25 protein-coding genes are annotated in these 24,920 nt (G+C 67.6%); 12 read left to right on the top strand and 13 right to left on the bottom strand.

Annotated features, from left to right (window positions below):
- Nucleotides 1-7 precede the first annotated feature (7 nt).
- The 6 genes from BLS42_RS18490 (at nt 8) to BLS42_RS18465 (ending at nt 6,934) form a co-directional block, all read left to right on the top strand.
- Nucleotides 8-709 (top strand): FadR/GntR family transcriptional regulator, encoded by a 702-nt coding sequence (locus tag BLS42_RS18490; RefSeq protein WP_090583785.1) that lies wholly within the window; start codon nt 8-10, stop codon nt 707-709.
- Nucleotides 706-1,767 carry an asparaginase gene (locus BLS42_RS18485; protein ID WP_090583783.1) on the top strand — a complete coding sequence of 354 codons (1,062 nt, stop codon included), beginning with the start codon at nt 706-708 and terminating at the stop codon, nt 1,765-1,767. The genes BLS42_RS18490 and BLS42_RS18485 overlap by 4 nt, the downstream gene beginning before the upstream one ends.
- Before the next feature lie 8 nt (nt 1,768-1,775).
- On the top strand, nt 1,776-3,191 hold the full coding sequence (locus BLS42_RS18480; RefSeq protein WP_090583781.1) for an aspartate ammonia-lyase: 1,416 nt from the start codon (nt 1,776-1,778) through the stop codon (nt 3,189-3,191).
- Nucleotides 3,192-3,218: 27 nt separating this feature from the next.
- The gene (locus BLS42_RS18475) at nt 3,219-4,802 is read left to right on the top strand and encodes an amino acid permease (RefSeq protein ID WP_256336566.1); all 1,584 of its coding nucleotides are present in this window, start codon (nt 3,219-3,221) and stop codon (nt 4,800-4,802) included.
- Nucleotides 4,803-4,932: 130 nt separating this feature from the next.
- Nucleotides 4,933-6,249 (top strand): ATP-binding protein, encoded by a 1,317-nt coding sequence (locus tag BLS42_RS18470; RefSeq protein ID WP_090583780.1) that lies wholly within the window; start codon nt 4,933-4,935, stop codon nt 6,247-6,249.
- 7 nt (nt 6,250-6,256) lie between these two features.
- Nucleotides 6,257-6,934 carry a transmembrane-type terpene cyclase gene (locus BLS42_RS18465; protein ID WP_218122137.1) on the top strand — a complete coding sequence of 226 codons (678 nt, stop codon included), beginning with the start codon at nt 6,257-6,259 and terminating at the stop codon, nt 6,932-6,934.
- Here BLS42_RS18465 and BLS42_RS18460 read toward each other — a convergent pair.
- Genes BLS42_RS18460 through gluQRS form a run of 3 tightly spaced genes read right to left on the bottom strand, consistent with a single transcriptional unit; the run spans nt 6,931 to nt 9,551 of the window.
- Nucleotides 6,931-7,932 (bottom strand): NADP-dependent oxidoreductase, encoded by a 1,002-nt coding sequence (locus BLS42_RS18460; RefSeq protein WP_090583778.1) that lies wholly within the window; start codon nt 7,930-7,932, stop codon nt 6,931-6,933. The genes BLS42_RS18465 and BLS42_RS18460 overlap by 4 nt on opposite strands.
- A gap of 2 nt (nt 7,933-7,934) precedes the next feature.
- Entirely contained in the window at nt 7,935-8,606 is a 672-nt protein-coding gene (locus BLS42_RS18455) for an HD domain-containing protein (protein WP_090583777.1), read from the bottom strand.
- A gap of 9 nt (nt 8,607-8,615) precedes the next feature.
- Nucleotides 8,616-9,551, bottom strand: coding sequence for a tRNA glutamyl-Q(34) synthetase GluQRS (gene gluQRS, locus BLS42_RS18450; RefSeq protein ID WP_090583775.1), 936 nt, complete (start codon nt 9,549-9,551; stop codon nt 8,616-8,618).
- 337 nt (nt 9,552-9,888) lie between these two features.
- On the opposite strand from gluQRS, the gene BLS42_RS18445 reads away from it, so the two are divergent.
- Nucleotides 9,889-10,347 (top strand): Lrp/AsnC family transcriptional regulator, encoded by a 459-nt coding sequence (locus BLS42_RS18445; RefSeq protein ID WP_176803545.1) that lies wholly within the window; start codon nt 9,889-9,891, stop codon nt 10,345-10,347.
- A 41-nt stretch (nt 10,348-10,388) separates the two neighbouring features.
- Here the strand turns inward: BLS42_RS18445 and BLS42_RS18440 are convergent, their stop codons facing one another.
- Entirely contained in the window at nt 10,389-10,844 is a 456-nt protein-coding gene (locus tag BLS42_RS18440; RefSeq protein ID WP_218122136.1) for an Lrp/AsnC family transcriptional regulator, read from the bottom strand.
- A gap of 118 nt (nt 10,845-10,962) precedes the next feature.
- Here BLS42_RS18440 and BLS42_RS18435 point away from each other — a divergent pair, with 118 nt between their 5' ends.
- Nucleotides 10,963-11,640, top strand: coding sequence for a LysE family translocator (locus tag BLS42_RS18435; RefSeq protein ID WP_090583772.1), 678 nt, complete (start codon nt 10,963-10,965; stop codon nt 11,638-11,640).
- Nucleotides 11,641-11,655: 15 nt separating this feature from the next.
- On the opposite strand, the gene BLS42_RS18430 is transcribed toward BLS42_RS18435, so the two are convergent.
- From BLS42_RS18430 to BLS42_RS18405, 6 genes are all read right to left on the bottom strand, one after another.
- Nucleotides 11,656-12,012 (bottom strand): nuclear transport factor 2 family protein, encoded by a 357-nt coding sequence (locus tag BLS42_RS18430; RefSeq protein ID WP_143019239.1) that lies wholly within the window; start codon nt 12,010-12,012, stop codon nt 11,656-11,658.
- Between the two features lie 81 nt (nt 12,013-12,093).
- The gene (locus BLS42_RS18425) at nt 12,094-13,098 is read right to left on the bottom strand and encodes a hypothetical protein (protein ID WP_090583769.1); all 1,005 of its coding nucleotides are present in this window, start codon (nt 13,096-13,098) and stop codon (nt 12,094-12,096) included.
- Between the two features lie 33 nt (nt 13,099-13,131).
- Complete coding sequence (locus BLS42_RS18420; protein WP_090583767.1) at nt 13,132-13,632, bottom strand: DUF456 domain-containing protein; 501 nt, start codon at nt 13,630-13,632, stop codon at nt 13,132-13,134.
- 94 nt (nt 13,633-13,726) lie between these two features.
- Complete coding sequence (locus tag BLS42_RS18415) at nt 13,727-14,920, bottom strand: NAD(P)-dependent malic enzyme (protein ID WP_090583844.1); 1,194 nt, start codon at nt 14,918-14,920, stop codon at nt 13,727-13,729.
- Between the two features lie 305 nt (nt 14,921-15,225).
- On the bottom strand, nt 15,226-15,783 hold the full coding sequence (locus BLS42_RS18410) for a TetR/AcrR family transcriptional regulator (RefSeq protein ID WP_256336565.1): 558 nt from the start codon (nt 15,781-15,783) through the stop codon (nt 15,226-15,228).
- Between the two features lie 181 nt (nt 15,784-15,964).
- Nucleotides 15,965-17,245: an MFS transporter gene (locus BLS42_RS18405; protein ID WP_090583764.1), complete on the bottom strand. Its 1,281-nt coding sequence runs from the start codon at nt 17,243-17,245 to the stop codon at nt 15,965-15,967.
- A gap of 236 nt (nt 17,246-17,481) precedes the next feature.
- On the opposite strand from BLS42_RS18405, the gene BLS42_RS18400 reads away from it, so the two are divergent.
- The 4 genes from BLS42_RS18400 (at nt 17,482) to BLS42_RS18385 (ending at nt 22,637) form a co-directional block, all read left to right on the top strand.
- The gene (locus BLS42_RS18400) at nt 17,482-18,522 is read left to right on the top strand and encodes a thermonuclease family protein (protein WP_176803537.1); all 1,041 of its coding nucleotides are present in this window, start codon (nt 17,482-17,484) and stop codon (nt 18,520-18,522) included.
- An 83-nt stretch (nt 18,523-18,605) separates the two neighbouring features.
- Nucleotides 18,606-19,082 (top strand): ribonuclease E activity regulator RraA, encoded by a 477-nt coding sequence (gene rraA, locus BLS42_RS18395; protein ID WP_090583761.1) that lies wholly within the window; start codon nt 18,606-18,608, stop codon nt 19,080-19,082.
- Nucleotides 19,083-19,235: 153 nt separating this feature from the next.
- The gene (locus tag BLS42_RS18390) at nt 19,236-20,894 is read left to right on the top strand and encodes an MDR family MFS transporter (RefSeq protein ID WP_090583760.1); all 1,659 of its coding nucleotides are present in this window, start codon (nt 19,236-19,238) and stop codon (nt 20,892-20,894) included.
- Nucleotides 20,895-21,173: 279 nt separating this feature from the next.
- Entirely contained in the window at nt 21,174-22,637 is a 1,464-nt protein-coding gene (locus tag BLS42_RS18385; protein WP_090583759.1) for a sugar porter family MFS transporter, read from the top strand.
- Nucleotides 22,638-22,756: 119 nt separating this feature from the next.
- On the opposite strand, the gene BLS42_RS18380 is transcribed toward BLS42_RS18385, so the two are convergent.
- The 3 genes from BLS42_RS18380 to BLS42_RS18370 form a co-directional block, all read right to left on the bottom strand.
- Nucleotides 22,757-23,983, bottom strand: coding sequence for an MFS transporter (locus tag BLS42_RS18380; protein ID WP_090583757.1), 1,227 nt, complete (start codon nt 23,981-23,983; stop codon nt 22,757-22,759).
- Between the two features lie 37 nt (nt 23,984-24,020).
- The gene (locus BLS42_RS18375; protein ID WP_090583755.1) at nt 24,021-24,506 is read right to left on the bottom strand and encodes a MarR family winged helix-turn-helix transcriptional regulator; all 486 of its coding nucleotides are present in this window, start codon (nt 24,504-24,506) and stop codon (nt 24,021-24,023) included.
- A gap of 112 nt (nt 24,507-24,618) precedes the next feature.
- A partial coding sequence (locus BLS42_RS18370) for an IS30 family transposase (RefSeq protein WP_143019238.1) occupies nt 24,619-24,920 on the bottom strand: 302 nt, incomplete at its 5' end.

Here is a 24,920-nt window from a genome sequence, read left to right as displayed (position 1 = left end):
TTGAAGCGTGAACCTGTCAGACAGCCGGACAGCAGGACAGCCTTTGGCCCGCCTCAGCGCCGCCGAAGCCGTGTTCAACGTCCTCCGCTCCGAAATCGAATCCGGCAAGCTCGACATCGGCGCCAAGCTGAGCTCCGAGGCCAGCCTCGCCCAGCAGTACGGTGTGAGCCGCTCCGTGGTCCGCGAGGCCTTGCGCTCCTGCACCGCCCTGGGCCTGACTGTCACCAAAACCGGGCGGGGCACGTTCGTCGTCGCCAACCACGTGGCCAAGGACCTGGTCCTGGGCCAATACTCCGCACGCGACCTCACCGAGGCCCGTCCCCATATCGAGGTACCTGCCGCCGGGCTGGCTGCGGAACGCCGTTCGCCCGAGGAACTGGACACCATGCGGGACATTGTTGCCGCGATGAGCGGCGAGGACGACCCCGAAGTGTGGGTGGGCCTGGACTCCAGCTTCCACGCATTGATCGCGCGGGCCAGCCGGAACAAGGTGTTCGAAAACGTCGTCGCGGACATCCGCGATGCCCTCGCCCACCAGTCCGAGACCCTGAACATGGTGGCCGACCGCCAGCTCGCTTCCGACGAGGAACACCGGCGCATCCTGGCCGCGATCGAAGCAGGCGACGCGGCGACGGCGCGCATCGCCATGAGCCAACACCTCCATGCCGTTGGCATTGCCCTCGACTCAATCCTCCAAAGGACGCAATGATTTCTTCTGCTCTCGCACACACCCCGACCCCGCTTGCCCCGGAGCGGCTCCCGCAGCACGCCCCGCTTGCGGTCCAGACCCGGGACGGCATCGTCGAAAGCGTCCACTACGGCTCGGTCATCGCCACCGCAGCGGACGGCCAGATTCTCCTGGCCGCCGGCGAGCCCCTCGCCCCGTTCTACCCGCGGTCCGCCCTGAAGCCCCTGCAGGCCGTCGCCATGGTCCGTGCCGGCCTGGATGTCCCGGATGATCTCCTCGCCCTCGCCGCCGCCAGCCATTCCGGAGCCGCCACCCACCGCGACGGCGCGCGCCGCATCCTGGACCTGCATGGCCTGACGCCCGGCGACCTCGAGAACAGCACCGACCTTCCCTACGGCGCCCGCGAGCGCGGGGACTGGCTCGGTGGCGGCGGCCAGGCCACCCAGCTGGCGCAGAACTGCTCCGGAAAGCATGCCGCGATGGCTGCCACCTGCGTCATCAACGGCTGGCCGGTCCAGGGTTACCTTGACCCGGCGCACGCGCTGCAGCAACTCATCGCCCAAACCGTGGTGGACCTGACCGGCGAGGACCCGCAGGCCACCACCACCGATGGCTGCGGCACCCCGCTGTTCGCCCTCACGCTGCGCGGCATGGCCCGCGCCTTCGGCCGTCTGGCCGCCTCCGCCGGATCCGGCGACGGCGAGGAGGGCGGCGGCGGCGCGGAAGCCGCCGTCGCCCGCGCCATGCGCCGCCACCCCGAAATGGTTGCGGGCGAGGACCGGGACGTCACCGCGCTGATGCGCCTGGTTCCCGGCCTGTTGGCGAAGGACGGCTTCGAGGGCGTCCAGCTGGTGGGGCTTCCGGACGGCCGCGCCGTCGCCGTGAAGGTCTCCGACGGCGGCGACCGCGCCCGGATGCCCGTCACCGTGCGGGTCCTTGCCGCGCTCGACGTCGACACCTCACCCTTGGCGCGCCTCGCCGCTACCCCTGTGCTGGGCGGCGGCCGCCCCGTCGGGATGCTGCAGGCCACCGATTTCCTCGCCGCCACCAAGACCTCCAACGCCCCCGAAGACCTGTAAGGACCGCCATGACCTCGCTCGACGAACGCGCAGAATTCCGCTCCGAACACGACCTCTTGGGCGACCGGGATGTTCCCGCCGACGCCTACTGGGGCGTCCACACCCTCCGCGCCGTGGAGAACTTCCCCATTACAGGCCAGCCGCTGTCCTCCAACATGTACCTGGTCCGCGGGCTGGCCGCCGTGAAACTCGCCGCCGCACGCACCAACCACGAGCTCGGGCTCCTCGACGCCGAGCGTGCCGCGGCCATCGGGGAAGCCTGCACCGACGTCATGAACGGTAAGCTCAGCGAGCAGTTCGTGGTGGACGTCATCCAGGGCGGTGCCGGGACGTCGTCGAACATGAACGCCAATGAGGTGATCGCCAACCGGGCCCTGGAAATCCTCGGACACCTGAAGGGCGACTACACCCGGCTGCACCCCAACGACCACGTCAACCTCAGCCAGTCCACCAACGATGTCTACCCCACCGCGGTTAAACTCGGCACGATCTTCGCGGCCCGGGAACTGCTCGAAGCCCTCACCGAGCTCGAGGACGCCTTCGCCGCCAAAGCCCTCGAGTTCCGCACAGTGGTGAAGATGGGCCGCACCCAGCTCCAGGACGCCGTCCCCATGACGCTCGGCCAGGAGTTCGGCACCTATGCCGTCACGATCGGCGAGGACCGGCTCCGCCTGGCCGAAGCCGACCTGCTGATCCACGAAATCAACCTCGGCGCCACGGCGATCGGCACGGGCCTGAACGCACCGGCCGGTTACGCCGAGGCCGCCTGCCGGCACCTCGCCGAGATCACCGGCCTGCCGCTGGTGACGGCGGTGGACCTGATCGAGGCCACCCAGGACGTCGGCGCCTTCGTGCACCTCTCCGGGGTACTCAAGCGCGTCGCCGTGAAACTGTCCAAGATCTGCAACGACCTCCGGCTGCTCTCCTCCGGCCCGCGCGCCGGCTTCGGCGAGATCAACCTGCCCGCCGTGCAGTCCGGCTCCTCGATCATGCCCGGCAAGATCAACCCGGTCATCCCGGAAGTGGTCAGCCAGGTCGCCTACGAGGTGATCGGCAACGACGTTACCATCACCATGGCCGCCGAGGCCGGCCAGCTCCAGCTCAACGCCTTCGAACCCATCATCGTCCACAGCCTCCACAAGAGCATCTCCCACCTCGAAGCCGCCTGCCGCACCCTCACGGCCCGCTGCGTCCGGGGCATCACCGCCAACACCGAACACCTCCGCCTCACCGTGGAACAGTCAATCGGCCTCGTCACCGCCCTCAACCCGCAACTGGGCTACGCCACGGCCACGGCCATCGCGCAGGAAGCCCTCGCCACCGGCAAGGGGGTCGCGGAGCTCGTGCTCGAACACGGGCTGCTCACCGCAGAGCAGCTCACCGAGCTCCTCAGCCCGCAGCGCCTGGCCAACCTGAGCAAGTAGCGCACCTCCGAACCCCGAAGGACCCCCATGACTCATCCCGACACTGCCCGCGCCCAAAAACAGCCGACCCAAGAACTGCCGGCCCAACAAGGGGCCGTCTCCGACCACACCATTCCGGCGCATGCCCATGCCTCCGGGGCCGCGCTCCATGCCGAGGACCAGGGCTACCACAAGGGCCTGAAACCCCGGCAGGTCCAGATGATCGCGATCGGCGGCGCTATCGGCACCGGTCTGTTCATGGGCGCAGGCGGCCGTCTCGCCACCGCCGGACCGGCCCTGATCATCAGCTATGCCGTCTGCGGGTTCTTCGCCTTCATGATCCTGCGCGCGCTCGGCGAACTCGTGATGCACCGGCCGTCGTCGGGCTCCTTCGTCTCCTACGCCCGGGAATTCTTCGGTGAAAAGGCCGCGTTTGTCACCGGCTGGCTGTACTGGCTGAACTGGGCCATGACAGCGATTGTGGACATCACCGCCGTCGCGCTATACATGAACTTCTTCAAGAAGTACTGGGCGCCCATCGCTGACGTGCCGCAGTGGGCCTGGGCCTTGGCGGCCCTGATTCTGGTCCTGGGCCTGAACCTCATCAGCGTCAAGGTGTTCGGCGAGCTTGAATTCTGGTTCGCGCTCATCAAGGTCGTGGCGCTCGTGTCCTTCCTGCTCGTAGGCATCTACTTCGTCATCTTCGGCACGCCCGTGGCCGGGCAGGAGGTAGGCTTCAGCCTGATCGCGGACAACGGCGGCATGTTCCCCAACGGCCTGCTGCCGGCCATCGTGGTGATGCAAGGCGTCGTGTTCGCCTACGCCTCGATCGAACTGATCGGCACCGCCGCCGGCGAGACCGAAAACCCGGAGAAGATCATGCCGCGGGCCATCAACACGGTGATCGTGCGCATCGCGGTGTTCTACGTCGGCTCGCTCGTGCTGCTTTCCCTGCTACTGCCATACAGCTCCTACAAGGCCGGCGAAAGCCCCTTCGTGACGTTCTTCGGCTCCATCGGGGTGGACGGCGTGGACGCCATCATGAACCTCGTGGTCCTTACCGCGGCGCTGTCCTCGCTCAACGCGGGCCTCTACTCCACCGGCCGGATCATGCGTTCGATGTCCGTTTCGGGTTCCGCGCCGAAATTTGCCGCCCGGATGAACAAGTCCGGCGTCCCCTACGGCGGCATCGCCCTCACAGCCGGCGTGGCTGTCCTGGGCGTGATCCTGAACGCCGCGGTCCCGACCGAGGCCTTCGAGATCGTCCTGAACGTCGCATCGCTGGGCATCATCAGCACTTGGGCCATGATCGTGCTGTGCCAGATGCAGCTTGCCCGGCTCGCAGCCCGCGGAGAACTGCTCCGGCCCGCGTTCCGCATGCCGGGCGCACCCGTCACCGGCTGGATCACCTTGGCCTTCCTCCTGGCGGTGCTGGTCCTCATGGCCTTCGACTCGCCCGTGGGAACGTGGACCATCGCCTCCCTCGTGGTCATCGTCCCGCTCCTGATGCTCGGCTGGCGGCTCTGCCGGCACCGCATCCTGGAAATCGCCGCCGTCCGCGACGGCTTCACCGGCCCGTACCCGCTGGTGGCCAGCCGCCCCACGGGCAACGCCGGCGGCAATTCGGAATAACACCCGGCATTCCACCACCCCGTAACGGAACGCCGCGCAGCGTCCCGGCCCGGATGGTTCGCATATGCTCAGCAGAGGAGCCCACACTGGCGCCCACTGGCTCAGCGACGAACCAACCGGGAGACACTTCATGACCAATTGGCGGATCAGGGACTTCCACTCGGCCGACCTCGACGGCATCCTGCACCTCTGGGAATCCCTCAAGGAATCGAACGTGGAGCCCGTCTACGCGCTCTCCGAGGTCCTGGCCTCGTGCGAAAAGGACCACGCGGTCGTCGCGGTGCAGGGCGAGCAGGTGGTGGGCGCCGCCGTCGGACGGGCCGCCCATGACCAGGGCTGGATCGTTTTCCTGGCCACGCTGCCCGAGTTCCGGGGCCGCGGGATCGGCACCTCGCTGCTGGCCGCGGTCGAGAACCGGATGGCCCCGCACGGGCTCAACAAGCTCTCGGCCCTGATGCCCGAATCCGAAACCCGGGTGGAGGCGTTCCTGGGCCGCGGCTTCGCGCTGAAGAAGAACCTGCGCTACTTCGAACGGAAAATCCCGGTCCAGCGCCAGGAGCTGGAACCCCTCAGCCTGCTTGGCGGCCGGATCCTGGCCCGCGACCTGTGGGAGAACGTGGCCGGCATGCGCAACGAGAAGGAACTGCTGGAACGCCGGTTGGTCCTTCCGCTGGCCGAGGCCGACCTCGCCGACGAATATGGCGTGGTGCCGCCGCGGGCCGTGGTCCTCTTTGGGCCGCCCGGTACCGGCAAGACGACGTTTGCCAAGGCGATCGCGTCCCGGCTCGAATGGCCGTTCGTGGAGGTCTTCCCCTCCCGGCTGGCCTCCGACCCCAAGGGACTGGCCGGGGCGCTGCGCGAGACCTTCCTGGAAATCGCCGAACTGGAGCACGCCGTGGTCTTCATCGACGAGGTCGAGGAGATCGCCGCGCAGCGCTCGGGCGAACCGCCCTCTCCCCTGCAGGGCGTCACCAATGAGCTCCTCAAGATCATCCCCGCCTTCCGGGAACAGCCCGGCCGGCTCCTGGTCTGCGCCACCAACTTCATCCGCGCCCTGGATTCGGCGTTCCTGCGCCACGGCCGGTTCGATTACGTCATCCCGATCGGCCTGCCGGACCGGCAGGCCCGCGAGGCCATGTGGCAGCGCTTCATCCCCGTTGCCGTGGTGGACGACGTCGACGTCGAGCTTCTGGTCGACCGCACCGAGGGCTTCTCCCCCGCGGACATCGAGTATGCCGCCCGCAGCGCCTCCCAGCGGGCGCTGGAGAAGGCGGTGTACGACGACGGCGGCGCGGCATCCGGGGGCGACCCCGCCTCCCGCGCGGCTGTCCGGAAGGGCCCCTCGACCCAGGACTACCTCGATGCCATCCGGGACACCCGGACGACGGTCAGCGACGAGGTGCACCAGGACTTCCTCGAGGACATCGACGCCCTGGGCCGGGTGTAGGCGAAGCGTGATCCTGTTTCTGACGATCGCGAGCGGCCTGGCCTGGACCGCGGTCTACGTCGATGCCATCCGGATCGGTTTCAGGGACAGGAGCTACGCGATTCCGGCCGCCGCGCTCGGGCTCAACTTCGCCTGGGAGGCCATCTACGCAGCCCGCTCCATCGCGACCGGAATTACCGTCCAGGGGGTCTTCAACATTGCGTGGGGACTGGCCGACGTCGTGATCGTGTTCACCTTCCTGAAGTTCGGCCGCTCCGAACTGCCGGCCTGGGTGACGCGGCGGCTGTTCATCGGCTGGGCCGTCCTGTTGGGCGTCACGTCCTTCGCCGTGCAGCTGCTGTTCATCGCCGAGTTCGGCTGGGGCCAGGCGGCCCGCTATGCGGCCTTCCTGCAGAACCTGCTGATGTCCGGGCTGTTCATCGCGATGTTCGTCGCCCGCGGCGGGCCCCGGGGCCAGACCCTGCTGATCGCCGTGGCCAAGTGGATCGGCACCCTCGCGCCCACCATCGCCCTCGGCTGGTACGGCAACTCTCCGCTGATCCTGGGCGTGGGGATTCTCTGCAGCATCTTTGATCTGGCGTACATCGGGCTGCTGTGGGGGTCGCGGCACCGTCGGCAGATGGCTCCGGTCGGTCCCCGCGGGCGCGGGGGCCTGGCGGCCGCCACCGGAAGCCGGGAGCCCTAGAGGGTGACGACGATCTTGCCCTTGGCATGGCCCTGTTCGAGCGCAGCGAAGGCCTCCGCAATCTCCGCGAACGGATAGGTGCTGTCCACGACCGGCCGCACGTGGCCGCCGTCGACGATTGCGGCCAGGGTCCGCAAATCATCCCCGCTGGGGTGCATGAACAGGTAGCGGTAGCTGGCTTTCGCCTTGCGGGCGCGGCGGCGGATGCCCATGCTCATCAGCCGGAACACGGCGGTGATCAACGGCGGAGCGCCCAGGTCTTTGGTCGCGGTGAGGGGCTCCGGAACGCCGGCGATGGATACCACCCGACCGCCGGACTTGAGAATGCGGAAAGAATCCCTGAGAGTCTTGCCGCCCACCAGGTCCAACACCGCGTCGTAGCCGTGCAGTACCTCGGCGAAGTTCTCCCGGTTGTAGTCGATGACGCGGTCCGCCCCCAGCCGCCGCACCAGCGCCTCGCCGCGGGCCGATGCCGTGGTGGTGACCTCGGCCCCGAAATACTTTGCGAGCTGGATGGCCAGCGTTCCCACGCCGCCTGCGCCGCCGGAGATGAAGAGTCTGGTGCCACGGCCCACGCCGAGTTCATCGCGGAGGGCCTGCAGCGCCGTGAGTCCGGCCAGCGGCAGTCCTGCGGCATCGGCGAACCCGAGCGAGGACGGCATGGCGGCCACGAATTCCTGCTGCACGCACACCAGCTCGGCGAACGCTCCCAGCCTCCGCTTGTCCACCCGGGCGTAGACGCTGTCCCCGATGGCGAAGCGGTTGGGCCCGGGTCCGACGGCCTCTACCGTCCCGGCCACTTCACAGCCGGCGACGATCGGCAGGCGGACGTGGCTGATGGGACGGAGCGCGCCCCGGCGGAACTTGAAGTCCACCGGATTCAGCCCGGCCGCTGCGACCTTGATCCGGATATCACCGGGGCCCGGCTGGGGAGCCGGAACATCCCGGAATTCCATGGCGTCCGGGCCGCCGTAGCGCGTGAGGACATAGGCACGCACGCTTAATTCCGGGCAGACTCGGATTCGCCGGAGGGAGTCTCGCCCGGCGCAGCCGCCGTGACTCCTGCCGCCGTGACCGCTGCAGGGGCGTCGTAGGAGAGGTTCTCGTAGTCGGTGTCGTCCGCCTCGTCGAGCATGTCGTCGAGTTCGTTCAGCAGCCACGGATTGATCCGGGCCAGGATTTTCCGGGTTTCCTCGACCGGGACGGCGGCGTAGAGCACCGGCCGGGCGTCGTCGTAGCGGGTGACCGGGGGCTTGTCCGGCCACTTTTCGGCCAGCGCCTTCACCCGTTCGGGCAGCGAATTGTGCGCGTTGTCGGCGATCTTTACTAGCGTGGCGTCGTGGTCCTCGGCGATGTACCGGATGCCGGCTTGGTAGTCGTCCGGGTTCTCATGCAGGCGCTTCGTGACCCGTTCGATGATGTCCGCGGCGCGCTCGGAGACACCCATGTCCAAAAGGGCCTGCCGTGTCATCGGGGTGTCCTCGGCGATGTCGTGGAGGTACCCTGCGATCTGGATGTCGTCGTCGAAGTCCGCCAGGGCATCCCCGACGGCGAGTACATGTTCCCGGTAGGGCCGCTTGAGCTTGTCCTTCTGCCGGTTGTGGGCCACCTCGGCCAGGACCTTGGCTGTCTCGACAGTGAAGCGGGGCTGGGGGTGTGCGGGCTCGGTCATGAATCCAGCCTACGCGCCGCGGCTGTCCGTCCGGGCCCGGCTGCCGGTTCCCGGGTGCGCTTCCGGCATGCCGGGCCACACCCAGGGCTCGCGCGGCAGGGCGGCCGGGTCGAAGGCAGAAAGTGCGTGTTCCAGGCGGCCGGGCGGGAGGCCCACGGATGCCAGCAATGTGTCCCGGACCTGGTCCGCGGTCACGCCGGCCAGCGCCAGGTCGGCGAGCGTCACGGCGCCGTCGCGTTTGGCCAGCCGGGCGCCGTCGGCGTTCAGGACCAGCGGCACATGCGCATATTCCGGAACAGGCATATTGAGGAGTGACGCCAAATATGCCTGCCGCGGCGTGGACGGCAGCAGATCGTCGCCGCGGACCACCTGGTCGACGCCCTGCGCGGCGTCGTCCACCACGACGGCCAGGTTGTAGGCCGTCACGCCGTCGTTGCGCCGGAGCACAAAGTCGTCAACCACCCCCGTGTAGTTGCCGTGGAGCACGTCCCGCACCGTCACCTCAGCCACGGTGGAACGGAGCCGGACAGCAGGCGGCCGGGCGGCCCGTTTGGCCTCGCGCTCGGCGACGGTGAGGTTCCGGCACGTCCCCGGGTAGGCGCCCAGCGGAGCATGCGGCGCGGAGGGGGCCTCCTGTATTTCCCGACGGGTACAAAAGCACTCGTAGGTCAGGCCCGCGGCCGTCAGCTGGGCGATCGCCTCGGCATACAGGTGCTCACGGTCCGTCTGGCGCACGACGCCTCCGTCCCAGCTCACGCCGATCGCCGCAAGGTCGCGAAGCTGCTCAGCCTCGGCGCCGGCCCGGGCACGGTCCAGGTCCTCCACCCGCATCAGGAACCGCCGCCCCTCGGACCGGGCGAAGAGCCACGCCAGAATGGCCGTCCGGAGGTTGCCCACGTGCAGTTCGCCGGAGGGACTGGGAGCGAAGCGGCCAGCTGAGGTCATGGGACAAGCCTATGCGGAGCAGCACAAGAGCCCCTCAGCTACCGATGACTTCGGGAAATCCGACGTCGGTGGCTCAGGGGCTCTTGCCGCGTGATGGTGCGATGTGCGGAATGACGATGCGTGAACAAGAGTCAATCAGCGGCGGGTTCCTTGCGGGAGCCTCATCCGGGGTCCGGGTGGTGTGCCGGGATGTCCGTAGCCTTCGGGATCGTGGCGGTGGTCTCGTTCCCTTGTTGTCACCATTTGAGCAGAAGCCCTACAGTTGGTGCAACGGACCGGCGCTGGAGTGGTCAATCTGATCAACTACAGCCGGGACAGTGAACAGGAAGTGGTCATTTTGCAGGAGCTCGACGCGACGGACCGGCGGATCCTCGCCGCGCTGGACGAAGATCCCCGCGTCCCGGTCATGGTGCTGGCGCAAAAGCTGGGCTTGGCCCGCGGCACCGTCCAGTCCCGCCTGGAGCGGATGTCGGCGTCGGGCGCGCTCCGCCCGAACAGCAGCCGGGTGCTGCCGTCCGCCCTGGGCCGGGGCGTGGCGGCCGCGGTGAGCGCGGAACTGGATCAGAGCCACCTCAACGAGGCGATCGCTGCCCTGCGCAACATCCCGGAAGTCCTCGAATGCCACGCCCCGGCCGGCGACACCGATCTCCTGATCCGGGTGGTGGCCAAAAGCCCGGACGATCTCTACCGCGTATCCGAGGAAATCCGGCTGTGCCCCGGCATCGTCCGGACCTCAACGAGCATGTTCCTGCGCGAGGTCATTCCCTACCGGACCACGGGACTGCTCGGCGCCTGAACTCTTCGTCAAGGCCGGCGCCCGGGCCTTCCAGCCTTGGTTTAGACCGGCGGCCCGGCGTTGGCTTTCAGGTTCTTCATGACCAGCGTTGACGTCAGGCGCTCGACGCCGGGCAGCGAGGTCAGTTCGCTGTCATAGAAACGCTGGTAGGACGGAAGGTCCTCAGCGATGACCTTGAGCAGATAGTCCGGCGACCCGAAGAGCCGCTGCGCCTCCACGATGTTGGGATTCTCGGCCACCCGGTTCTCGAAGATCTCCATGGTGGAACGGTCCACCTGCCGCAGGGTCACGAAGACGATCGCCTCGAAACCGAGCCCCACGGCGGCCGGATCAATGTCCGCCCGGTAGCCCCGGATGATCCCGGCGACCTCCAGATCCCGCAGCCGGCGATGGCACGGCGCCACGGTCAGCCCGACCTTGGCCGCCAGGGCCGTGGCAGTCATTCGGCCGTCCGCTTGGAGGTAACGCAAAATACTTCTGTCAATGTTGTCCATCACGCAATTATCTTACCCAAAAGCGGCGATTCTACAGTAAATAGGCGAACACCTTGGGGCCGTTTTTGCCTAGAGTTTTCCTTGTACCCACTACGAGGTGCCGCACCCCCTGGAGCCCGCCATGAACCCCCAGCTTTTCCTCGCCTTCCTAGTTGTTGCCGTCGCACTGGCATGCACCCCGGGCGTCGACTGGGCCTATTCGATCGCGGCCGGGCTCAGGCAGCGCAGCTTCGCGCCCGCCGTCGCCGGGCTCTGCGGCGGCTACGCCCTCCACACTGCGCTCCTAGTGCTGGGACTGGCGGCACTGCTGGCCGGGATGCCCGGCGTGCTCGGCTGGCTGACGGCCGCGGGCGCCCTCTACCTGCTCTGGCTGGGCTTCAGCACCCTACGCTCCTGGCGGGGCGCCAGCTTCAACGGCCCCGGCTTCGGCACCGGTACGGCTGCCCCCGGTGCGGCTGCGCCCGCGAGCCAGTTCCGAATCTTCCTCCAGGGCATGGGCATCAGCGGGATCAACCCCAAGGGCCTGCTGTTCTTCGTGGCCCTGGTGCCGCAGTTCGTCAGCCCTGACGCCGCGTTGCCGGTTCCGGTCCAGTCGGGACTGCTCGGGCTGACTTTCGTCCTGCTCGTGGGCGTCATCTACAGCTGCGTGGCACTTCTGGCGCGGAAACTGCTGCAGGCCAGGCCGGGCGCAGCACGCCAAGTGACGCTGGCCAGCGGGATCATCATGCTAATCCTGGGCGCCGTGCTCCTCGCCGAACAGATTGTGCCCGCCGTCAGCGCGGCCATGAACCGCGGGTGAGGGCGCGAATCCCGGCTACTTGCGCTGCATGTACCACTCGGTAAAAGACGACGCGCGGCCGTCCGCGGTCAACTGGATGATCCACAGGTTGTCATAGCTTCTGCTGTTGCCGCGGTAGGTCGTCAGGCCCTGCACGAAGGCTCGGCCGCCGTCGACCCCCAGCAGCTTCCACTCAAACGTCCAGTCATCCGGCTCGTCGCGCCCGGCAATCCAGTGCTCGACGATATCGTCCCGGCCCCACCACGGTTCGGCTTCCTGCGGGCTGGTGGCATAGATGGCGTCCTCGGTAAACAGCGCCCGGATGTCCCCCGGATCATTCGTGGTCCACGCCGTGAGGTAGTGCTGCATCCAGCGCTCCACCGCATCTCTCATGCCTCGTTTGTACTCCCCGCCACAGGGGCCCGCAAGAGTAGTGGATACGTGTATTTGGCCCTGATCGTGCGCGGAAACCTGTCAGTCGTCGTCAGTGCGCCCGTATTCGCGGTCCCAGAGTTCGTGCATTTCCGCGTCCTTGCGGATGGCCTTCACGGCCTCCAGCTGTGCCGGTTTATGGCGCGGCCATTCCCGGGCCCCGAGGGTTTTGCGGCCCGCGTCCAGGAGGAGCAGGGCGGTGTCCGTCAGCGCGTCGCTGCGGAGGGTGAAGTCTGTCTTCCTGCGCCGCAGGACTTCCTGCAGGGCAGAACGCGAAGCGCTGTAGGCTCCGAGCCTGCGCAGGGACCGGGCCCGGATCAGCAACAGCGCGGCGGCCAGGTCGTCCGCGTTCAGCAGCCCCTCCGTCTCCGCCACTACCTCAGCGTCGCGTCCCAGCTCGGCCTCAAGCGAACAGCGGGCCAGGGCCAGCGGCAGCGACGGGGGCAGGCCGGCAAGCGCCGCAAGCGCCGCCTCCGCCTGGCCGGTCTCGCGCAGGGAATGCGACAAGGCCAGGAACACGGCCTCCTCACTGAACAGCACCGGAACCTCGATCCGCTCGGCCACCTCCACCCTCGTGACGACGCCGGCCAGGTACATGGCGGCGTAGCGGTTGGCTTCCTCGTCGTTGCGCAGGCTCAGGCCGTGCTGCAGGAGTTCGGATGCGCGCAAATGCCCGTCGTGGGCGTAAGCCAGCAGCCCGGCCATGAGGTAGCAGACTCCGGCCCAGCCGGGGTAGGCGCGGGCCAGGGTGATCAGGCGGTCCGGATCGGTGCTGCCGAAGATGGCGGCGTGCACGGATTTCGTCCTCTTGGCGGACGCCCGGATTCCCACCCTGCCCAGGCGGGGCACCCCGCCCTCGGCGGCCAGCGTCCCGGGGGCCCGGCCCGCCATGAGGCCGGTCACCACGGAGCCCACGTTCCCGGCCAGGCCGCGGACGGGTGTCCGGACCACAGCCTTGCGGAACGGCGTCAGGTCGCGGGTGTCCGTGTACGGGCTGCGCTGGTCGTCGGAAATGCGGGGGGCGGATTCGCCAGGTCCGGCGCTCATGCCCCCATCGTAGTAGGCTCCGGCACGCCGATGCTAGGCGGCCGAGGCCACCCAGAGGCCGATCACCCAGGTGCTCGCGGCGAGGCATGCGAGGCCGAATTCCACGATCATGCCAAAGCCTGTGGCCTTCAGGGCGGCCCAACTCGAGGCCACCGCCGTGCCGAACGCGCGGGTGCGCTGCAGCTCGCTGAGCAGGAGCCCAGCGGCGAAGCCCACGACGAGCCCCACCACGGGGATGATGAACATGCCGGCCACGCCCAGCACCAGGCCCACCACCACGGACCGGCTGGGGATGCTGTGCTCTTTAAGCTTCCGGCCCGTCAGGACCGCGCTGGCGGCCATGCCGGCCAGGACGAACACCAGTCCGATCCCAAAGACCACCCAGCCGGTGGTTCCGGCGCCGCCCCACAGTGCCCAGGCAAGCAGGCTCGACCCGATCAGGATGCTGCCGGGCAGGACGGGAATGATGGTCCCGGCCACGCCGACCAGGATGGCGAGGCCGCAGAGCACAGTCACCAGAATCTCGGGGTTCATGGGCCTAGTCTAGGCGGGGAACGGACCCCACCGGGCCCGCCAGCGGCGGCGCCCCGAAGGCAGCGCCGCCGTGTGGGCCGCAGTGTGCGCGGATCTACTCGGCTTCCACCGCCGCCGCGACGGCAGCGGAGACGGCCGGGGCCACGCGCGGATCCAGCGGGCTGGGCACGATGTAGTCCGCTGAAAGATCGTCCTCGGCCAGTTCCGCGATGGCCCGGGCTGCAGCGAGCTTCATGGCCGGCGTGATCCGGCGGGCGCCGGCGTCGAGGGCGCCACGGAAGATGCCGGGGAACGCCAGCACGTTGTTGATCTGGTTCGGGAAGTCGCTGCGCCCGGTGGCGACCACAGCCGCGTACTTGCTCGCGACCTCCGGCAGGACTTCCGGGTCCGGGTTGGACAGGGCGAACACGATCGAGCTGTGGTTCATCAGCTTCAAGTGCTCCTCGTCCAGCTTGGCGGAGGAGACACCGACGAACACGTCGGCGCCGAGCAGCGCTTCGCCCGGGCCGCCGGCCACGCCGCGGGGGTTGCTGCGGGCGGCGAGCTGGGCCTTCTTGCTTGCCGGATCGGCGGCGATGTCCGCGCGGTCCTTGCTGATGGTGCCGCGGGAGTCCAGGAGAACGACGTCGCCGATCCCGGCCGTCAGCAGGATTTCGGCGACGGCGATCCCGGCCGCCCCGGCCCCGGAGACCACCACGCGCAGGCTGTCGAGCGTCCGGCCGGTCACCTTGGCGGCATTGGTCAGGGCGGCAAGGACCACGACGGCGGTGCCGTGCTGGTCATCGTGCATGACCGGGCAGTCCAGTGCCTCGATGACTTTCTCCTCGAGTTCGAAGCAGCGGGGCGCGGCGATGTCCTCGAGGTTGACGGCGCCGAAGCTGGGGCGGAGCCGGACAAGTGTCTCGACGATTTCGTCGACGTCGGTGGTGTTGAGGACCAGCGGGATGGAGTCAAGTTCTCCGAAGGCCTTGAAAAGCGCGGACTTGCCCTCCATCACGGGCAGCGAGGCGCTGGCGCCGATGTTGCCCAGACCCAGCACGGCGGTGCCGTCACTGACCACCACCACAAGGCGCTGGGCCCACGTGAGCGTCTTGGCGAGCTCCGGGTTGGCGTGGATGGCGCGGCTGACCTGGGCTACGCCGGGCGTGTAGGCAATGGAGAGGTCGCGCTTGCTGGCGAGCGGGACGGTGCTGGAAATCGAAAGCTTGCCGCCCTCGTGGGATGCGAAGATTTCCTCGTCGCTGAGCACGGCTGCTGCCTCAGCGGGGGAAGTGGAATCGGCGGGAATGATCGTTTCAGTGGACACGTCGTTGTCTCCTGGGACTCACCGTGGGCGCACGGCTCATGGAAGCTCAAGCACGGATGCTCGAGTTGGTCTGGCGGGGGCCGTGGCGACCAGAGGTGGCGGTCGCCGGTGGAGCCCCCGATTTGCTGGCGTCAGCCGTCTATCCGGTCCAGCAATGGTAAGCAACGACTCCCGCCGGTTACGCCGGGCGGGAGGGGTAGCGCACTGTGGTGAAACGTTTCCCTGCATGATTAAGTGACCCGGATCACGTGCAAGCGCGGCTTTTCCGGGTCATTGGTCTAGACCGGTTACGCGGCCTGCCGGGCGCCCTGGAGCAGCGAACAGGCCTTCTTCAGGTCCTCCTCCGCTTCGAAGAGGGACAGCCGGCGGCAGCGGACGGCCTGGACCAGGCCCGTAACCGTCAGCAGCAGGACCCGGGCGACGGCGGCGTCGTCGCACGCGGCCGTCACTGCCTTCTCGGCCGTCGCATCGATCTCGCGCAGCAGCCTGGTGGTGTCGGTGTCCTTGGCGTAAACGGCCCGGTTGAGGCTTTGCTCCACCGCAGGCTGCATGAGGCGCATGTGGAAGATCTCCATCACCACCCCCACGAGGCCCTGGGCCGCAGCCTTCCCCGCCGCCGGACCGCTGCCCGCCAGCAGTTCGCCCAGTTGCTTGCGGTACAGGGCCAGGACCAGCTGGGTGGAGGACGGGAAATAGCGGTACAGCGTCCCCAGAGGAACATCCGCCTTGGCCGCCACCTCGGAAAGGACCACAGAGTCCAGGCCCTTGCGGGCAAAACCCGCGGCGACGTCCAGGATCCGCACGTAGCGGAGCCGCTGCCGGGGCAGAGTGGGAGGCGGGGCCATCGGTGGAAGATCTGAGTAAAAGTCAGGCATCAGCAGCGTTCCGGGAGTCGTTTTTCTCGGCAGCCGGGAGTGATCCCCCACAGCGCTGCCGCGGCAATTGCGGTCCACTATACGCCACGAACCCGGGCCTCCCGCCAGTCAAACGGGGGCGCAGGAAGCCCCGCCACGGGACGCTCGCGGGTCAGTCCACGCCCTTGATCTTGACCACGAACACGGCGCCGAGAAGCCCGATCACGGCGGCCGCGACATACAGCGCAACATAGCCGCCCCAGAGGGTCACAAACGGATACGCGATGAGCGGGGCGAGCACTTGGGGCAGCGAGTTGGCGATGTTGATGACGCCGAGGTCCTTGCCCCGGTTCAGGGCCGTGGGAAGCACCTGGGTGATGAGGGCGAAGTCCACCGCCAGGTAGCAGCCGAAGCCGATGCCTAACACCGACGCCCCGATCAGCGCACCCGGCCACGTGGGGGCGAACGCAAGAATGAGGGAGGCCGCGGCGATCACGGCGGAGGAGATGATGACAAGTGGCTTCCGCCGGCCCATCCGGTCGCTCACCCGGCCGCCGATCACACTGGTGATGATCACCATGACCGCATACAGGCCCGTGAGGATCAGGACACCAAACTCGGGCTCGATGCCCTGGGTTTCGCGGACCCGGACGGCGTCGTGGAGGAAGAACAGCAGGTAGAGGGTGACCATGTGGTTGCCGATGTTCACCAGGAGCCGCGTCAGCCAGGCCCAGGCAAAATCCGGGTGGCGGGCCGGGGAAATCCAAAAGCCCCGCACAAAGCCGCCCAGGCTGAACGGGGGACGGACCTGCGCGGGCAGCGGCACGTCGTCGTTCTTGAAGTAATAGAGCACGACGCCGGCCAGCAGCGCCACCGCGCACACCAGGTATCCGGCGGCGAAGTTTCCCGTGACGGCGGCGGCGATCACCGCGCCGGCGAGGATCCCGACCGTCTGGCCCGTGGCGGCCAGTCCGCCCACCGTGCCGCGTTGCGGGACCGGCACGCGGTCCGGGATGGCGGCAGTGATGGCGGCGTAGGCGCCGTTGCAGCCGGCCTGCACGAGGCACCAGAGCAGCGTCATGACGGCCACGTTCGGCGCCCCGGCGAGCGCGATAAGGGCTGCGGCGCCAAGGACCGCGCCGAACAACACCCACGGCACGCGGCGGCCCAGCCGCGAGGTGGTGCGGTCGCTGAAGGCGCCGAACAGGGGGTTGGCCACGAGCGATACCGCGGCACCGGCGCCCGTCACGAGGGCGAGGATGGCCTCCTTGTCCCCTTCGCTGAACGCCGCCGCCTGTTGTCCGAGCAGCACCTGGATCGGGCCGAAGAACGCCGCATTGATGCCGAGGTTGACCAGGACCACGCCCGCGGTCCAGACCGGACGGACACGCCGCTCCGGCTCGGCGAGCGCCGCCGACGTCGGAGCTGCGCTCGGTAGGTCGGACAAGCTCATGTGGTTCCCCCCGGAACTGGCGGCTCAAGCTGATGATCTCTGTGGGGCCAGACTATCGGGACTCGGCAAATCTGGAAGCAATGTGCCCGATCCACGCATTTGCATTCCGGCACAGTAAGGTCATCGTTGAACCTCCAACTATGGAGAAGATCATCATCACTCATTCCGTGGGGGAATACCTTTTGTTTTCACCAATGACGGGCAGTCATGCCCGAACGAAGGCCGTGGGGATCGCCATGGCAGCACTTATGGCGCTCAGTGGCTGTAACTCCAGCCCGGCAGCAGAGAGGAACTCTGCCCCGAGCGAAGAAGCCGGCTCCGGCGCAGCTCAGGCCACAGTGGTACGTGTCATCGACGGCGACACATTCAAGGCCTCAATAGACGGCGAAGAAAAGACTGTCCGGCTCCTGAACGTCGACACTCCAGAGACCAAGGACCCCAACGCACCCGTCGAATGCATGGGTCCCGAGGCGACCAAAGGCCTCGAACAACTTCTGCCCGTCGGAGCCACGGTCAGGCTCGAACTGGACGTCGAGCCGTTGGACAAGTACGGACGCACCCTGGCGGGGGTCTTCGACTCAGCAGGGAAGCTGGTCAATGCTGAGGTCGCTCGTCTGGGACTCGGCGTTCCAGTCCTGTTCGAGCTCAACAAGAAGTTTTATCCGCCGGTTGTTGCGGCCTTTGACGAGGCTCGCACTCGGGGTGTGGGTTTGAACTCCTCAGACCTCGCATGCCTGCCGGCCCAGCAGGTCGAAAAGGCGTCCCACGCTGTCGAAGCCCTCGCCGCCGCACCCCTTTCCGATTCCGTGTCCGGGCTGGACAAGGGCCACGCCGGACTGGTCACGGCCCTCGCAACGCTTGCCGCGCTGAAAGCAGTGGCCAAAGCCAAGGAAAGCATCCACTGGGCCGCGTACAAGCCGGCGCAGCTGGCGGCGATGATGAACCGATTGGATTCGGCGGCTACGGCCGGGGCAGCCAAGCAGACCGCGATAGGCGCGAAGAAGAAGGAACTTGGGGACGCAGCTGCTGCTGCCGCCGTCCGCCAAGCCGCTAAAGCCGCAGCAGCGGCTGCTGCCGCTGAGGCCGAACGGATCCGCAACCTGCCGCCCGCGCCGGCGCCCTACGTGCCCCCGGCACCTGCCCCCTACGTCCCGCCCGCCTATGTACCACCTGTTTATGTTCCCCCCGCCCCGGCGCCCAACCCGTATCCGGGATACACCGGCCCCCGCTGTTATGCCCCGGGCGGTAGGACTTGGACACCTTGTAGCAAAAGGTAGCCCCAACCCCCGAGACTCGGCAGATCCGTTCGGCATGTGCGAGTCTCGGGGTTGAGCCCGCCGCCACCCTATAAGGAGTCACTGTGAACGCTTCCGCCGTCAGCACCGCCGACCTTTACGACGAGCGCGGCGAGGAGCTCAGCTCCCTGGCCGTGCAGTTCCAGTCCCTCGGCGGCCAGTCGCACTTCAGCGGGCCGGTCCGGACCGTTCGGTGCTTCGAGGACAACGCGCTGGTCAAGTCGTTGCTGGCCACTGCCGGCAACGGCTCTGTGCTGGTGGTCGACGGCGCCGGTTCCCTCCGCACGGCGCTGATGGGGGACATGATCGCGGCGAGCGCCGTCGCGAACGGCTGGGCCGGCGTCGTAATAAACGGCGCCATCCGGGACCGGCTCGCTATCGCGGGGCTGCCGCTGGGGGTCAAGGCGCTGGGCAGCAACCCGCGCAAGACCGCCAAGGAAGGCGCGGGGGCAATCGACGTGCCGCTGGAGATCGACGGCGTGGCCATCCGGCCCGGTGCGATGATCTGGTGCGATCCGGACGGGATCCTGGTCGAACGCTGAGGACTTTCTTCGCTGGGCACTTTCTTCGCCGGGGACATTTTTCGCCGGGAGGTAAGGGCGGGAACATTTGAGCCAGTAACATAGTTACTGAAAGCAACTATCCGCTTGTTTCCCCACACTTCACCGATCCCCACAATTCACCCTGGAGCAGTCATGTCCAAAACCACCTCCGCGCGCGCCGCGGGAGAGGTCCTGACCCACCGTCAGACCATCACCGTCATGGTGGGACTCATGCTCGGCATGTTCCTGTCCTCGCTGGACCAGACGATCGTGTCCACCTCGATCTACACGATCGCCAACGACCTCGACGGCCTTTCCCTGCAGGCCTGGGCCACCACCGCGTACCTCATCACCTCCACGGTGAGCACGCCGCTCTATGGCAAGCTCAGCGACATCTTCGGACGCCGCCCGCTGTACCTCATTGCCATCCTGATCTTCCTCGCCGGCTCGCTCTACGCCGGCTCGGTCCACTCCATGACCGAGCTCGCCATTGCCCGCGGCATCCAGGGCATGGGCGCCGGCGGCCTCTTGGCCCTCGCCCTGACCATCATCGGCGACATCGTGGCGCTCAAGGACCGCGCCAAGTACCAGGGCTACTTCATGTCGGTCTTCGGCGTCTCCTCGGTCCTGGGTCCGGTGATCGGCGGTGCCTTCGCAGGCACCGAAACCATCCTCGGAATCGACGGGTGGCGCTGGGTGTTCCTCATCAACATCCCGATCGGCCTCGCGGCCCTCACGGTGGTGTTCATGTACCTCCACCTCCCGGCCAAGCACGTGAAGCAGAAGATCGACTACTGGGGCGCCGCCGCCATCACCCTGGCGATCGTTCCGCTCCTCCTCGTGGCCGAACAGGGACGCAGCTGGGGCTGGAGCTCCGCGAACTCCTACCTCTGCTACGGACTCGGCGTTGTGGGCATCATCGCGTTCCTGCTGGCCGAACGGCATGCCGCCGACTACGCCCTGATCCCGCTCCGGCTGTTCCGGAACATGACGTTCGGCCTGTCCTCGCTGCTGAACTTCATCATCGGCATCGGCATGTTCGGCGCGATCGCGATGCTTCCCATGTACCTGCAGCTGGTCAAGGGCCTTACGCCCACTGAGGCCGGCCTCATGATGATCACCTTCACGGTGGGCATCCTCACCGGTTCCATCACGGCCGGCCGGACCATCTCCGCATCGGGCACATACCGGATCTTCCCGATCCTCGGCACCGCAACGCTGACGGTGGCCGCCGTCGTGATGGGACTTTCCCTTGGCGTCGACACGCCGCTGTGGGTTCCGGGCGCCATCGCCGTGTTCTTCGGCCTGGGCCTGGGCTTCTGCATGCAGCCGCTGACGCTGGCCATGCAGGTTTCCGTTCCGTCGAAGGACATGGGCGTGGGCACCTCCTCCGCCGCGTTCTTCCGCTCCATGGGCGGCGCGGTGGGCACGGCCGTGTTCATCTCGATGCTTTTCAGCCTCGCGGCGGACAAGATCGCCACGGGCATGAAGGACGCCGCGCAGAATGCGGACTACCTCAAGGTACTCAAGGACCCGGCCGTGGCTGCCGACCCTGCCAACGCCAACCTCTACGAGTTCTTCAAAAACGGTGCCAGCAACGATTCGCTGAACGACACCAGCTGGCTGCACACCGCCAACCCGACGCTTACCCGCCCGATCATCGAGGGCTTCGCGCAGTCGATCGACGCCGTCATGCTCACGGCCGCCGTGCTCACCGGCATCGCCTTCCTGATCACCTTCGCCCTGCCGAACAAGAAACTCACGGACCCGAAGGTGGCCGCCAGGGAAGTCGCCACGGCCGCAGCCCACTAGGGCCGCTCCGACAGTTAGGTCACGTCACGGCAGGCAATCTTTGGACTGCCTGCCGTCGTCGTCTGCCCGCAAAACCGGGTCCCGGGAAGGGGCCCGACGCCGAAAACCTGCTCTGCGTGATGCCTTCGGTTCCCGGCCCGGCAAGCACGGACGATGACACGGGCAAAGTGTATGTTTCGTCTCACTTTCCGGTGGTTGTGACAGGCGGCACGCCGCGTCGGGTGTAAGACTGGGTAGTTGCGGCGAAGGCCGTGGACCGCGAACTGCCAAGGGAGCCGTATGACCATCACCCAGGACCAGACCGCCGCCAAGATCCCTAAACGGGTCATTTGGCTGGCCGTGGCGGGCGCCGTCGGCGGCTTCCTCTTCGGCTTTGACTCCTCCGTCGTCAACGGCGCCGTGGACGCGATCAAGGACGAGTTCGCGCTCAGCGAGGCCGTGACCGGCTTCGCCGTCGCTGTGGCCCTCCTCGGCTGCGCGGCAGGCGCCTACCTGGCCGGCAAGATCGCCGATCGCTACGGCCGGATCCCGGCCATGAAGCTGGGCGCACTGCTGTTCCTCGTCAGCGCCATCGGCACCGGGTTCGCGTTCGGTGTCTGGGACCTGATTTTCTGGCGTCTGGTGGGCGGGCTCGGCATCGGCCTGGCATCGGTGATAGCTCCGGCCTACATTTCCGAGATCTCCCCCCGCCACGTCCGTGGCCGCCTGGCCTCGCTGCAGCAGCTGGCCATCACCACCGGCATCTTCGCCGCCCTCCTCTCCGACGCGCTGTTCGCGACTGCGGCCGGCGGCGCCGACCAGGCCCTGTGGTTTGGATTGGAAGCGTGGCGCTGGATGTTCATGGCCGCCGCCGTTCCCGCGGTCGTCTACGGCTGGATCGCCTACACCCTGCCCGAATCGCCGCGGTTCCTGGTGTTCCAGGGCAAGGATGAGGAAGCCCTCAAGGTCTTCAAGTCGATCGCCCCGGACGAGGACACGGACCGGCACCTGCGCGACATCAAGAAGGCCATCGACGAGGACAAGGTCGCCGGCCAGAAGGGATCCCTCCGCGGCAAAGCCCTGGGCCTGCAGCCGGTGGTCTGGATCGGCATCATCCTGTCCGTGCTGCAGCAGTTCGTCGGCATCAACGTGATCTTCTACTACTCCACCACCCTGTGGAAGGCCGTGGGCTTCCAGGAAAAGGATTCGCTCACCATCTCCGTGGCCACCGCCATCACCAACATCGTGGTGACGCTCGTGGCGATTGCCCTGGTGGACCGGATCGGCCGCCGTCCCATCATGCTGGCCGGCTCCATCGGCATGGCCCTCTCGCTCGGCACCATGGCCCTGGCCTTCAGCTCGGCCACCGGGTCCGGGGACGCGATCTCGCTGCCCGGCGCGTGGGGTCCGGCCGCGCTGGTCGCCGCCAACGTCTTTGTCATTAGCTTCGGCGCCTCCTGGGGCCCGCTGGTGTGGGTGCTGCTGGGCGAGATCTTCCCGTCCCGCATCCGCGCCCGCGCCCTGGGCCTGGCCGCGGCCGCACAGTGGATCGCCAACTTCGCCATCACCCTGAGCTTCCCCGTCATGGCCGCGACCTCGCTGCCGTTGACGTACGCCATGTACGCGCTGTTCGCGGCGGCGTCGTTCTTCTTCGTCATGTTCAAGGTGCCGGAGACCAACGGCATGTCGCTGGAACAGGCCGAAACCCTGTTCGTGCCCAAGGGTTCCGCGAAGGGTTCCGCCAAGGAGTCCGCGAAAGTCTGATCCGGCACCGCTTGAGGACGCCGGCTTTACTCAGCGGCATGACAAAGAACGCCCATGCTTCCTCGGAAGCATGGGCGTTCTCTGTCACCGCAGCGGGTTCTGCACGAAGCCGGGCGTTGCTACACCACGTGCGGCTCGTGCGCCGTGAGGTAACGGCGTCCGCCGAAGACCACGGCAATCGCGGCCACCATGGCCAGCGCGCCGGCGAAGAAGGGCACCTGCGGGCCGAAGTGCTCGCCCAGCTGCGCGGCGGCAAACGGTGCCAGGGCGCCGCCCATCCAGCGCACGAAGTTGTAGCCGGCGGAGGCCACCGGCCGCGGCGAATCTGAAACGCCCATGGCCAGCTCCGTGTAGATGGTGTTGTTGACGCCCAGGAGCGCCCCGGAAATGACCACGAGGACGACGACGGCGGGCACCGAGTGCCCGGCGGCCAGGCCCAGTCCCACAAGGTCCAGCATCAGCAGGGCCAGGGTGCCGGTGAGGACCCGCACCGCTCCGAAGCGGTTCTGCAGCACCGGGGCGGCAAACACGGAGAAGACGGCGACGGCGACGCCCCAGCCGAAGAACACCCCGCCGATCCCGTAGGCGTCCATGCCGAGGATGAAGGGTGTGAAGGCGAGGACGGTGAAGAAGCCGTAGTTGTAGAACAGGCCGCTGGCCGCCGTCGTCCGCAGTCCCTTGTGCCCCAGGGCAAGCAGCGGATCCCGGAGCCGGACTTTCCGCGCAGGCAACGGAGTCTTGGGCAGGAGGGCAATGAGCGCGATGAAGGCGGAGGCCATCAGCACGGCGGTACCGAAGAACGGGGCGCGCCATTGCCAGCCGCCAAGCACTGCACCCAGGAGCGGGCCGAGGGAAATTCCCAGGCCGAGGGCGGCCTCGTACAGGATGATCGCCGTGCCGGCCCCGCCGCTTGCGACGCCGACAATCACGGCCAACGCCGTGGCCACGAACAGGGCGTTGCCCAGTCCCCAGCCGGCCCGGAAGCCGATGAGCTCATCCACACTGCCCGACGTGCCGGATAGCGAGGCGAACACCACGATCACGGCCAGTCCGATCAGCAACGTCCGCTTCCCGCCGATCCGGGAGGAGACGTAGCCGGTGATCAGCATGGCGACGGCGGTCACCAGGAAATAGCTCGTGAAGAGCAGCGACACCTGGCTCGGGGAGGCGTCCAGGTTCTTGGCGATTGCCGGCAGGATGGGATCCACCAGCCCAATGCCCATGAAGGCGAACACCGCTGCGAGGGCCGTGGCCCACACCGCCTTGGGCTGTTTGAGTAGTGAGGCCTTCTCGGCCTCGAGGGTAGCTTCGGCGGCCGGCAGGGTGTCGGCGGGGTGGCCGTGCATGGGGGCACTCCTAAATGATGGGAATTTTGGTTGGATATCAGGCCTGGAGCGTCGCGTTGATCCTGCCGATGACCGGAAGTGCGGCGGCGAGGGCGGCGCGGTCATCGTCCGAAAGGGACGAGAGGACGCCTGCCATGACGGCGTTGCGGCGCTCATTGGCGGTTGCGACGGCGGCGAGGCCGGCTTCCGTGAGGGTCACGCGGACGGCGCGGGAGTCGCTGGGGTCCGGCTCCCGGCGGGCGAGGCCGGCACGCTCGAGCTTGATGATCTGCTCGGTGGCGCTGGGCACCTTGACGCCGAGGTTCCGGGCGATTTCGCCCACCCGCACGCCGCTGGCGGAGGAAGCACCGCCACCTGCTGCGGGGCCGGCGTCCATCAGCATCTTGAGCATGCTGAGCTGGGCGGCACTGAGTTCGCCGTCGGCGTCGAGGCGGCGGACGAGATAGATGCTGTGGCGGAGGGCTTCGCGGAAGTCCTGCGCGAGAGCGAGGAGGCCGGAGTCAGCCGGTTCACTGGCGTTCATAGTTAGGTAGCCTAACAGTTAGGCTACCTAATGGTCAAGGAAGGCGCGTTGCCCTATCACTCTGGGTTGCCAAAACCGGGGCAAAGTCAAGGAGTCGGAGCAACGCCGGGGTTTAAGCCGCCGCTTGCAGCAGCTGGTTCAGCCGGTTGGCCGGGGTCTGCAGGTTGAGGGTGGGCCGGGGCCGGCGGTTGAGTTTCGCGGCGATCTGGCGGAGGTCCTCCGTGGTGTGGACGGAGAGGTCGGAGCCTTTCTCGAACCAGAACCTCAGGAGCCGGTTGGTGTTCTCGTTGGACCCGCGCTGCCAGGGCGAGTGCGGGTCGCAGAAGTAGAGCGTGGTGTCCAGGGCGGTCTGGATCCGGTCATACTCGGCGAGTTCGGTTCCGCGGTCCCAGGTGATCGAGCGGCGCAGGTGAT

It is taken from the genome of Arthrobacter sp. ov407, from assembly GCF_900102895.1.
In the GTDB taxonomy this organism is placed as follows: Bacteria; Actinomycetota; Actinomycetes; order Actinomycetales; family Micrococcaceae; genus Arthrobacter.
Note: the sequence above shows the minus strand (reverse complement) of the source record. Positions and strands in the feature narration are given on the sequence as shown.